5 protein-coding genes are annotated in these 12,882 nt (G+C 44.9%); all 5 read right to left on the reverse strand.

Features of this window, described 5'->3' with window-relative positions:
* Window positions 1-133: 133 nt before the first annotated feature.
* Entirely contained in the window at window positions 134-2,170 is a 2,037-nt protein-coding gene (locus tag KFO40_RS11800; protein WP_211146389.1) for a M13 family metallopeptidase, read from the reverse strand.
* Between the two features lie 209 nt (window positions 2,171-2,379).
* Window positions 2,380-4,335, reverse strand: coding sequence for an ABC-F family ATP-binding cassette domain-containing protein (locus tag KFO40_RS11805; protein ID WP_117684369.1), 1,956 nt, complete (start codon window positions 4,333-4,335; stop codon window positions 2,380-2,382).
* Window positions 4,336-4,477: 142 nt separating this feature from the next.
* A complete protein-coding gene (locus KFO40_RS11810) occupies window positions 4,478-5,389 on the reverse strand; it encodes an NDP-sugar synthase (RefSeq protein ID WP_004299937.1) in 912 nt (303 codons plus the stop codon).
* Window positions 5,390-5,913: 524 nt separating this feature from the next.
* Entirely contained in the window at window positions 5,914-8,256 is a 2,343-nt protein-coding gene (locus KFO40_RS11815; protein WP_061448207.1) for a BamA/TamA family outer membrane protein, read from the reverse strand.
* A 2-nt stretch (window positions 8,257-8,258) separates the two neighbouring features.
* Entirely contained in the window at window positions 8,259-12,770 is a 4,512-nt protein-coding gene (locus KFO40_RS11820) for a translocation/assembly module TamB domain-containing protein (RefSeq protein WP_181981098.1), read from the reverse strand.
* Window positions 12,771-12,882: the final 112 nt, after the last annotated feature.

Raw genomic sequence — 12,882 nt, forward strand, 5'->3', positions numbered from 1 at the left:
TTTGGTGTGCAAAGTTACGAAATATTGTTTATCGTACGTAATAAATAAGGTGTGAATTAATAAAAAAAAGCGTTGACTCTCCTCAACGGAAAATCAACGCCTCTTCGCATATATATTCTCTATTCAAAAACTATTACCAAATAGACACTCGTTTTTCTTTAGGTACGAACATCGAATCCTGTTCAGTGATTTTGAATGCTTCATACCAATTCTGGATATGAGGAAGAGCACCGTCCACACGCCATTTGCCTAATGAGTGAGGATCAAGTTTGGTTAATCGGAGAATTTCTTCCGGACGGATATTTCCTGCCCACACATTAGCGTAAGCCAGGAAGAAACGTTGTTCCGGAGTAAATCCGTCAACAATTTCCAACGGTGCGGCTTCTGTTGCATTCTTGAATGCCTGGAAAGAAACTTGCAAACCTCCGTGGTCGGCAATGTTCTCTCCAAGTGTCAGACTACCGTTTGCGTGTACGCCCGGAGCAACTTCGATGCTGTCAAAGAAGTTAACCATCACCTGTGCCCGTTCTTCGAACTTTTTAGCATCTTCTTCTGTCCACCAGTCTTTCAGGTTTCCGTCTTTGTCATATTGACGTCCCTGATCGTCAAATCCATGAGTCATCTCATGGCCGATTACCACGCCGATTGCACCGTAGTTCATAGCATCGTCCGCATTCATATCGAAGAACGGAGGTTGCAGGATAGCTGCCGGGAAGCAGATTTCATTGGTAGTCGGGTTATAATAAGCGTTCACTGTTTGAGGAGTCATCAACCATTCATCCTTGTCTACCGGTTTGCCGGCTTTGGCAATCATTTCGTTGTAATCCCATTCGTTGGCACGCTCGATATTTGCCCAGTAAGAATCATCTTTGATCTCCAGTGCGGAGTAATCTTTCCATTTATCAGGATAACCTATTTTTACATGGAAGGTTGCCAGTTTCTCCAACGCTTTTTCTTTGGTCGGTTCACTCATCCATTCCAAACCTTTGATACGTTCTCCTAAAGAAGTTTGCAGGTTCTTCACCAGTGTAACCATACGTTCTTTGGCAGCAGCCGGGAAGTACTTCTCTACATACATCTGTCCTACCACTTCGCCAAGAACACCATCTACGGTGCTCACGGAACGTTTCCAGCGAGGTTGCATTTCTTTCTTACCAGACATTGTCCTGCTGTAGAAGTCGAAGTTTTGTGCTTCAAAATCATCGCTTAGATAAGAAGCAGCAGCATCTATCAATCCCCATTGGAGGTACAATTTCTGATCGTCCAGTGATACGGTATTAATCACATCGGCTACTTCCTTCATGGCAGCAGGCTGACCTACGTTCACTTCTTCCAAATCTTTCAAACCGGAAACAGTGAAATAAGTATCCCAGTCAAAAGTAGGGAAGTTCTTTTTCAGCGTCGCCCTATCCATCTTGTTATAATTAGCATGAGGATCACGCAATTCCACTTGTGAACGAGCCGCTTTCGCCAGGCGAGTTTCGATGTTCATCACTGCTTTCACAGCTTTCTGTGCAGTAGCCTCATCATAACCTGCCAACTGGAACATTTTGGCGATATGTTCCTGATATTTATTACGAATGTTTTTAGTCTGCTCGTCATTCTCCAGATAATAGTCACGCTGTCCCATTCCGATACCACCTTGATAGGTCTGTACGATATTCATGGAACTGTTCATATCATCCGCACTTACGAACATGGTGAAGTAAGGACGGATGCCTTTCTTCTGGCTCTCTGCGATATATGCATAGATTTCTCCTTTATCCTTGAGAGCGTCAATGGCTGCCAGTTCTGCTTTGATCGGAGCTACACCTTCCTGGTTCAGCTTCACGCTATCCATTGCGATATTATAAAGATCGCCTACTTTCTGCGCAGCACTGCCCGGTGCATTATCTTTCTTCGCTGCCAATTCGGCAATCAATGTTTTCAGTTGTTCACGACTGTTTTCGCGCAACATGTCGAATGTACCGAAACGTGAATACTCGTCTGTCAGCGGATGATCTTTCACCCAACCTCCACAGGCATATTGATAAAAACTTGTACCCGGCATAGCCGTGGTATCCAGATTAGCAAGGTCGATACCGGACGTCAGCACGGCCTCTTTCTTACTGTTACATCCTGTTGTCATAAGGCATACGGCAAGAATTGGTAAATACTTGGTTACTTTCATATTGTATAAATAATTAAATAGTCTCTCTAATCAACAATCATCCTACCCGCAGTCCGGCACCGAGGAGGAAGGTGACCGACACCGAGGAACGCCTCGTTCCTCAACGAGAAACACCTGTTTCGACACCGAGAAACAGATACCCGCCAGGAATACCTTCTACCAAGGTATAACGTTTCTCTCACATAGTGCCCGGAAGTATGCGTTTTGTTCTAATTTTTCGTTTCTTCCAGTTCCATCGAAACCCGCTCCCACTCTTCAACGATTGTATCCAACTGCTGTTTCAGTTTTTGATGCCGTTCATAGAGCTGCATATCCGAAGCTCCTTCGGGGGTTGCCATCTTCGCTTCCACGATAGCAATCGCGGATTCGGTTTCCTCTATTGAGGCTTCGCAGTCCGCCACCTGACGTTCGAGTTTCTTAATCTTCTTATTAAGTTCTTTCTGGGCTTCGTAAGAGAGCTTATTCTCCGAAGGCTGACCGGTTTCAGGTTCATTACCTTTAGCTGAAGCCGTAGGAGAAGCCGACAATCCCGCTCCTTTCTGAAGCTCGTTCAAGCTATCTATCTTTTTCTTTTGCAAGAATTCATAGATACCTCCAAGGTGTTCTTTTACAAGTCCACCGCCAAACTCATATACTTTAGTCGCAAGTCCATCCAGAAAATCACGGTCGTGGCTGACAAGAATCACTGTTCCGTCAAATTCGCGGATAGCTTCCTTCAAAACATCTTTCGAACGCATATCCAAATGATTGGTCGGTTCGTCCAGAATCAGTAGATTTACGGGTTCCAGCAGAAGTTTAATCATCGCCAATCGCGTACGTTCTCCTCCGGAAAGGACTTTCACCTTTTTATCCGAAGCTTCGCCTCCAAACATGAAAGCTCCCAGTATATCACGTATCTTCAGACGGATATCTCCTGTCGCTACCCGGTCAATCGTATCAAATACAGTCAGGTTCTCATCCAACATTTGTGCCTGGTTCTGCGCAAAATAACCGATTTGTACATTATGTCCGATCGTTAGTTTGCCTTCGAAATCAATCTCGTCCATGATACATTTCACCAAGGTAGACTTACCCTCTCCGTTCTTCCCGACGAAAGCCACTTTCTCTCCCCTGTTGATAGTCAGGTTGACATCATGGAAAACGACATGGCTGCCATACGCTTTGCGCACATCTTCGCAAATCACAGGATAGTTTCCGCTACGACTGGCTGGAGGGAATTTTAAACGCAAGGCGGAATTATCTTCCTCATCTACTTCGATGCGGTCTATCTTTTCCAGTTGCTTGATACGGCTTTGCACCTGTACGGCTTTCGTTGCTTTATAGCGGAAGCGTTCGATGAAGTCTTCTGTATCCTGTATTTGTTTCTGCTGATTTTCGTAAGCACGGAGCTGTTGCTCACGGCGTTCTTTACGCAAGACTACAAATTCATCGTACTTCACTTTGTAGTCGTAAATCTGACCGCAAGTGATTTCGATGGTGCGGGTAGTTACGTTATTCAGGAAAGCACGGTCATGGCTGACTAATACGACTGCATTGGCACGTGTAGACAAAAAGTTTTCCAACCATTGGATACTTTCAATATCAAGGTGATTGGTCGGCTCATCGAGCAAAAGCACGTCCGGGCGTCGTAAAAGCAGTTTTGCCAATTCGATACGCATACGCCATCCACCGGAAAACTCCGAAGTAGGGCGCTCAAAATCTTCCCGGCTGAATCCCAATCCAAGAAGTGTCCGTTCGATTTCCGCCTGAAAGTTCGTACCGCCCATCATCAGGAAGCGGTCGTTTTCATGCGTGAAACGGTCTATCAACTGATGATATTCTTCCGAATCATAGTCTGTCCGTTCCGCCAGTTCCTGATTCATCCGTTCCAACTTCGCCTGAAGCTCAAATATATGTTCGAATGCCAGTTCTGCCTCTCCCATCACCGTCCGGTTGTCGGAAAGAATCATGACCTGTGGCAAATATCCGATGGTTACATCTTTCGGAGTAGCTACCACTCCGCGTGTCGGTGACTGCAAACCTGCCAATATCTTCAGCATGGTTGATTTGCCGGCACCATTTTTGCCGACCAGCGCAATGCGGTCTTTCTTATTAATTACATAGCTGACGTCCTCAAAAAGCGGCGTCGCATTAAATTCTACTGATAATCCTTCTACTGAAATCACTTCTGCTTCTGATTTATAACATTTTGGACTGCAAAGATACTGAATATTTATTAGATACTACTTAGTATGATACGTTATGAAAAACAAAAAAAGCAGTCATTCTTATGAATGACTGCTCTCTATCTTAATCAATGGCTCTTCTTTAGAACAACTTAGCAGGATATTCACCGGCATCTACCAATGCCTGAATCTTGTCTACTACGCTCTGACGGTCTTCCGGATAAGTAACCCCGAACCACTTGCTGGTAGTATCCAGTACTTCAACAGTGGCAGTTCCATCATTAATCAATTTATCTACCATCAATGGGATGAAGAATTCGCTCTTCAGGTTTTCCATATTCTTCGGATCGCTAAGGAAAGTCTTGAAGAATTCCTGGCTGTAAGCGAAGTAATCAGGAGTGAATCCCCAGAAGTTCATACTTACCGGAGTCGTGTCGGGAGTAGCCGTCCATTCGCCATCATCACCGATATATTTCACTTCACCGTCCAGACGTTGAATCTTCGTACGTTCTACTACAGATGTCAACAATCCTTTAGCATCTGTACTACAGATACCACGAGATACCGTACCGCTTTCGCTCAATGTATTTCCTACACGGAAACCTACCATTGAATAAACGTTCTTTGAATTTTCAGGAAGAGCAGAAAGGAATTTGCCCATTACCTGGAAAGAATCACGACCATAGAAGTCATCGCAGTTGATCACTGCAAACGGTTCTTTAATCACATCAGCACCCATCATTACTGCATGGTTAGTACCCCAAGGTTTGGTACGGTCTGCCGGGCAAGTAAAGCCTTCCGGAAGATCGTCGATTGATTGAAATACCAGTTCGCAAGGAATGTGACCTTCGTATTTGGAAATAATTTTATCACGGAAATCTTGTTCAAAATCTTTGCGGATTACAAATACAAGTTTGCCAAATCCGGCATTAATAGCATCATAGATTGAGTAATCCATAATAGTTTCGCCATTAGGACCCAGTCCGTCTAATTGCTTCAAGCCTCCATAACGGCTACCCATACCGGCTGCCAATAAGAATAAAGTTGGTTTCATAAATTGTGTAATATTAAAAGGTTAGTGATGTCAACGGCATCAGATTTCGTTGCAAATTTACAAAAACTTTCTTTCTTTTGTCTTGAAACAAAAGAAAGAAACAAAGAAAAATTCAAGACTGACTTTTTTCTCCTACTCACACCCTTCACTACGCTAAAGGGCAGAAACTCGCTTCGCTCAAACAATCTGCCCTTTTTAACGCTTCGTTACGGGTGTTCGCTTAACGGAGAAAAAAGTAGGTCGGAAAACCTTTCGGCATGTAAACCTATGCAGAATCAAAAGTACATCAATGACAAATCAAGAAATCCGGTAATTCATTAACCTATGCAGCAAACACGCCGAAAGGGGATCGGCCTCGTTTTTCCGGCGTTAAGCGCAGGCGTTTTCTCCAGCGTTAAAAAGGGCAGACTGTTTGAGCGAAGCGAGTTTCTGCCCTTTAGCCGGAGAGAACACCGGAGTAGCCGGAAAAACGCAGCCTTGAATTTTCTTTGGTTCTTTCTTTGTTTCAAGACAAAGAAAGAACGTTAGAAGGGATAACCGATAGCAAAATGTATTCCCAGATTCTTCATAAAGGATCCTGTGACATTGTAATATCCGCTTCGTTCTGTATCGTAAGGCAGATGCAAAGGAATACCGAAATCAAGACGGAACACAAGAATATCCATATCATAACGAATACCGACACCGGTGCCCAAAGCGATCTGTTTCGGGAACGTTTTCAGTTCGAGTTGTGAATTGGGACGTGCCTCATCCTTGCGCATCAGCCAAACGTTTCCCGCATCCAGGAAAGTGGCTCCCCAAATGCTCTTAAAGATACGGAAACGGTATTCTACATTTGCCTCAAAACGGAAAGTACCCGTCTGGTCGAGGTAAGAATAGCGGCTTTCCGCCGGATGGTATCCGCCCGGGCCGATGCTACGTACCGTAAAAGCGCGGATGCTGTTGGCACCACCCACATAGAATTGTTCGCTGTAAGGGGCTATCGTTGCATTACCGTAGGCGAAGAGAGCCCCCAAAGCTACACGGGAAGCAATCTTATTATTCTTGTCCATATTCCACAAATGGCGAAATTCCGTATTCAGTTTCACAAACTGCGCGAAAGGGACGTTCAGCAAACGTTTGTCCTCTTTGCTGAAAGACTGACCGAAAGCACGGTAAATCACCGAGGTCAGGTTACCGGCAGAGGTTACAGTCGATTGCCACCAAATCGGATTTTTAATACCGCGTGCGGAAGCATTATCATAGGTATAGGTATATTCCATAGCAGGAATAAACTGGTCTTTCAAACTGATATATAATGCAGGATTAGCATCGGCAATTTCCCTGAATTCTTCCGATTGGTGTTGAAGGACGTTGAATGTCAGTTTGAAAGGGGTAATACTATGACGGCTTGTACGTGTCGGTTGGAAATCGTAGGTAGCATTTCCGCCGAATGACAACAGTTTATAATACCTGGCACGGTTCAACTGGTCGATGTATAAACGGAATGTAGTGGTAGCCGGGAAGTCAAACTCCCTTTTCCCCCAATGCGGGAAAACCACGCGCGGGAAAGTCAGAGAGGTAGAAACTCCCATCTCCCAGCTGTTCATTAAAGAGCTTTTTTCTCCTCCGCCGGTTTGCCATTCATAAGAGCCTTTCAGCTTCACGTTCCAGCTTTCGCCACCTCCGAATACATTGTTCCGGGTGACGCCGAATGATGCCCCGGGACCGGTTTGGTCGTTACTTTTGGTTACGACATTCAATTCCAGTTCGGCGTCCAGCGGCTTGGCAAACGTGGCCTGCATGGTTACGTTCAGCGTATCACAAACGGCTGTCGTATCTTTCGGAGCATATTGTAAATCCAGATAACTGAAGATTCCCAACTGGCTAAGTTTCTCCTGCACCTGCTCCTGTCGATACTGACTGTAAAGACGAGTGCGATTGGAAGCCCGCATCTGTGCATTCCGCACAAACTGTTGATAGTTCAACCAACGATAAAGCATATTCGGACGTACCTGCAATTTCTTATAATAATGTATATTCAGATTCTTATACATCATGCTGTCATTGGGCGCCTCACCATTCTTGCCAAACAGGTAAACAGAAGCATCTCCTACATAGTAAGGACGTTGTGCCGCAGCGGGTAATCCCGGAACGGGAATCAGACGAAGGCTGATATGTCCACCGGGAACCAATGTCGTATCTGCCTGATAAGTCATATAATCGGGACGGAAGTAAAAATATCCCCGGTTACGCAACAGCGTACTGATACGGGTACGCTCTTCATCCAGATCGACCACGTTAAACTGCTCGCCGGGACTTATATAAGACATTCGACGTCCCCGTTCCATAATGCGCAACGTTTGAGGAGTGAAGCGCTGATAATAAACCGTATCTATAAAATAAGGATTCTTCATGTCTACCGTATACAGGATACTTGCTTTCAGGCTGTCTTTCTTATCGACCAATGTTTCATAAGTCACTTTCCCATTGAAGTAACCATAATCACGGAGCAAGTTTGTAGCCACCTTGATGCGGACCTCCGGATTGACAGTGGAAATAAATACCGGAGGGTTAGCAGCCAGACGGTTGAACATCCACTTTCCAAATCCTTTTTTATATTTCACAAAGTCATTGTACATCCACATCTTAAAAGGAATAGGCAGAAGCCCTCCCAACATCTTCGTACTGGGAGTTTTATCAAGGGCCGCCTCAATCTCTGTCAGAGCTGTCCCTCCTACCGATGTTGTCGATTTATTCTGTATGACAGTTTTTCCTCCTGTATAAAGTACCTCCCCTTCGGGCAGATGCTTTGTCACCGAACAACCCGAGAATAAGATGATACCCATCAGGCAACTTATTAATATGTTACTATATATACCTTTCATGTTTACTTCTTTTTCTTAAAGATGAACAGTTCGCTAAGTTTATCCAGCTTCTTGCGAAGTACCAGACCGACTCCGGTTTCCGTAATCTCGCCTTCGAGTACACTCTCGTAGTTTTTATCGTAGAACAGACGGACATAACGGGTTCCGGTTCTATCCAAGCGATATTCCAGAGAGATGTTATCGATGAAAGATTCCGCGTCATTCGTCGCATTCTCACCCGTAGAAACTTTACCTCCGATTACAATCTGGAAACGGTTATTGAAGAGACGTTGTGAATAACGGAAACTGTAATCCGTACGCTTACCACCCGTATCCGACAGATCGTGGTCTTCGATACCGACAGAAACACTGGCATTTTTCAGGTTTCCCATCAATGAGTTGATTTGGCTACTTAATACGGAGTTCAATGCAGAACCCATATTCAGTTTACCCAGTCCACCACCTCCGCCACCAATCGGTCCGGTGCCAAGGTAGGTTTTCATAACCATGATATATAGAGCCTGTTTACCTCTCTCTTCCGCGCCCATAGCCGTCAATTCATTTTGTATGGTTGCGTCTTCGGGGGCAGATACGTCAAAGGCGAAAGAAAGATTATCCAGTCGGTTCTTGACGACGATAGACACATCGAAATTAACCATACGTGTTCCGCCATTCTCTCCTTCGGAGACAGAAGCGCGGATACGGTCGGTTGCTTTGAAGTTCAGCATCGGGTCCATAGGATTTCCCGTCCATTCCACATAGCTGCCGTTGTCGATAGCAAATTCTTTGGCAGCGATGACAGGCAAAGCATATTTCATCAAACCACCGCTCAACGTATAGCGTCCGGTCAATGTCAGATCACCTTGCGGAGTATATTTCATTGAGAGGTCACCTCCTCCCTCCAGTTCAACACGATTGTCATTGCTTGCGTCCAAATCGACTTTCAAACGAACGGACGGGTCGATGTGTACCATCATCACCATATCCAGCCCGCCTAAAGAAACGGTCGGCACTTCTTGCTGAACAACCGTCGTGGTGTCACTAAATGAAGTAAAGGTTACCAAACTTCCCAAACGGTCCTGCACAGTCAACGGTGAATCGGTCAATATATAAGAAACATCTGTATTGCCCAACAAGCTCATGTTTCCACGCATATTCAATCCGTCTAACGGACCTTTCACCGTTGCCCGGAAATCAGCATATACTTTTCCGTAAACCAGACTTTCACGGGTACGTTTGGCATCCAGAAGCGTATAGTTCTGCGCCAGCAGATTCAGATTTGCCATCGGCCGGGACATATCTCTGAAATCAACAGATCCGTCAATCGTAAACGGAGTTTTTCCTGTTGTATAAATAGCGAATTTATCAAATTCCAAACGATTATTCTTTATCTGCACCGGGCGGTTATCGAACCGGAAGTTAGCACCATACTGCCGGGAAAGGACAGTAACACTATCCAATATCAGTTCGCCATTAATCAAAGGTTGTTCGGTGCTACCGGTAATGTTCAGATTACCATCCATATCACCGGCTAATGTAACCATCTGATCGGGAATGAATACGTTTGCTACACGGAGCGGGAAGTGCTCCAGAGTGGCATTTACTTCCAGACTATCTTTTCCTGTCCGGGTTGGAACCAGCTTGCCATCCGCCACCATCACTTCCACTTTGTCATGATTCAGATAAGCGTTAAGATATTGTTTCCCTTGTTCACCCGGCAACCAGGTAGCTCCTAATGTTACATCACCAATTCGTTGACGTTCATAAGTCAGCTCGTCAATAGATGATTCAACCGAGAGTTGAAGATCTTTTTCAGTCTGCACGTAGTGTGCTTCCGCAGAGAATAAACCGGTTATTTCCGGGAAGTAAGGCAGTACTTTGCTCAATTCGGCTAAACTGATTCTTCGGATTTCGACATCAATATTCTGTAAAGAAACAGTGTCCCCCCGCACCGAATGTACACGGAATCCCATTCCTTCATCGTCCCACATATCTACATTAGCGTATACACGCATATTCTTATGCACATAAATCCAGTTGTGATTCTCATTAAAATGGAATTTCTGGAAGGCGATAATCGGTTCTTCCGGGATTAATGTGAAAGCTAATCCATCGCCTTTTCCTTGCCCTTCAAACAAAGGACGCGCATTGACACCGAGCAGTACGCCCGTTTCTCCTTTTCCATTCTTAAAATCTACCAGCAGTTCCGCATCCCGGTCACGAATCTCTCCTGTCAGTGTAGTAGAGAAGGAGAATTGCGGATTCTTCGGTCCGTTAATAACACCGGCACGCAATTTCATGAGTGTGGTATCTTGTTTGACTGTAAAGAAAATCGTGTCTAGTTGTAAGGTGTCTACTTTCAAAGCGTGAATAGCGGCTTTTCCATTGATTCCCCAATCAGGAGCCGTTCCAAATTTCACTGAAGCATCATGGTAAGCAATCTTTTTAGTAGCCAGAAAATACGCCAAGGGGTTTTCTTGCCCTGCAGAGAAAGAGAAAACTGCCGTCGGTAACGCCTTACGCAATTCAGCGTGATTCAATGCTTTCTCATCAATCTGCTTCATCAATACATCCACAAAATGAGTAGATTGGCGAATTAAAGGATTAACACCGGAGCGTGCGCTCAAGTCGAGTTTCATATCACCGGAGATTAAATGTGCCGAAACTAAATCCCGACGGGCTTCGGCAACTAAGTTAAAAGTCAACGGACGCTTCATTGACTGCGGCATAATTCCCAGTTCATGCAAATCCAGTTGAGTAACATCAATCGTTATTTTACCGTCGGGGTAACTGTGTGCCAGATTATATTCAGCATCTGTTATCATTTTCAATAAAGCATTATCGCTTGTCAGATGTGCAGTGACCAATGCGCCTTTAAGTTCTCCCGTCAGATCAAGATCGGAAAGATGGTATTTAGCATAATGAAGTTGATCTAATGCAAGATTCAATTTGGCAAATGAATGGTAGGACATGACATCTAATCCACGACCATTAGCTGCAGCCGAGAGAGAAAGTTCATAGATAGAGTCTTTCGGGAGGAAACTATGAAGTTGCAGATTGTCTATTTTCAGATCAGCCTTATAGACTTCGGTAGCGGTATTTAAGGCCGCATTCACATCCATAGCTCCTTGTCCTTCTTTCAAACGGAGATTTGCTTTATATTCAGGACCTTTGATATCCACTTTCGCCACCAGATTCATACTGTCAGGAATAACAAGCGTGCCATTAGGGGCTTCTCCCGACAGAGCGGTCAGGAAGTTTAGGTTTTGAGTGGTCATTTTCAGACCGATGGTTCCGGTGCGTGTGAGGCTGTCGGCGAGGTTTTCCAAAAGACCACCGCCCTCCAATGCAAAAGCCCCTGGCAGGTCTACTGTAAAGCGGGAAATCTGCATTTCTTTCAGATTGCCATCCGTACCGGCACGGATGACGAGCGGGCGGAATGGATAGGCTTCTTTGAAGCTTTCAGGTAGAGCACCGGCAAATAGCATGACGTCTTCTTTGCCAATATAGGCATTGAGACGGGCAGACAAGCGGCCCGTAGTCGGGATGTTGACCAGTTCCCAATAGGTATGTGCAGATAAATCGATTTCAGAATGTGGAGTGTTCAGTTTCAAACTGGGAACACAGATAACAGAATCATTGGAGTAGGCTCTACCCGTCAGGGCAGTGACGCTCAATCCGGAGCGTTCGTTCATGGTAAATTCACGAATGACTGCGTTCATATCCCTCCCTTTATACAGCAAGGAATCCAGAGCGATGCGAATATCCCGAACGGCAATATGAGAAGCGTCGAAGCCCTCTGTCGGTTGAGCAGTTCCGGTATCATAGCTGGCGGAGGTTCCCGATAATAAGAACTTCTTCAAGTCGTAGTATTGATTCTTCAAATCTGCTTGAGCATTATTGATGGCCGCTTCTCCAATATGGGCCGTCATACGCATGGAATCAGCAGGAAGTTGCATGCCGAACGATACATTTTTCAATTTCAACTGATGAAGAGCTACTTTCCAGTTGATCGGAGCAGAAGCTGTGGTATCTTTGGGTGTAGTTGTGGTATCATTCATCAGTAGCTGCATGTGAGTGTCGGATAGTTCGACCTGATTGATTACCGCTAGTTCATTAGACAGATCGACGCCATGACTTTGCAGGAAGAAACGTCCCAAAACGCCTTTAATCTTCATTCCCTCCATCAAATCGGCTGAATTAACGGCTACCCGGCTCAAAGTCACTTCATCCACTTCAACTTTTCCTTTTATCAACGGCCATGCCTGTACACGGACATTGAGGCTTTCTAAAGACAAAAGGGTGTCCGGCTGTTGAATGACCTCCACGCCACGTACCAACAGATTAAGTGGGAAACGAAGGTCTATCCGCTCCACCTGAATCTGCATGCCGGTTACTTTAGAGGCGTATGCAGTAACCTCCCGACGCAAAAGATTCTGAACGGGAGGAACATAAAGCAATACCATTAGTATTACAAAGAGTATTATAGGAGTAAGCAGTATCCAGCTTACCCAACGTATCCATTTTCGTTTCATGTAAAATGTGTCAGTGTAAATAAGGTGACACAAAGTAAACAAATTATTCCGAAAAAAGGTTGACGACAGGAGCAAAATGTTCTGCAACAAAAGAAATATAAGTATTCTGTTT

Origin of the sequence: Bacteroides sp. 1001302B_160321_D4 (assembly GCF_015667765.1) — a bacterium.
In the GTDB taxonomy this organism is placed as follows: Bacteria; Bacteroidota; Bacteroidia; order Bacteroidales; family Bacteroidaceae; genus Bacteroides; species Bacteroides xylanisolvens.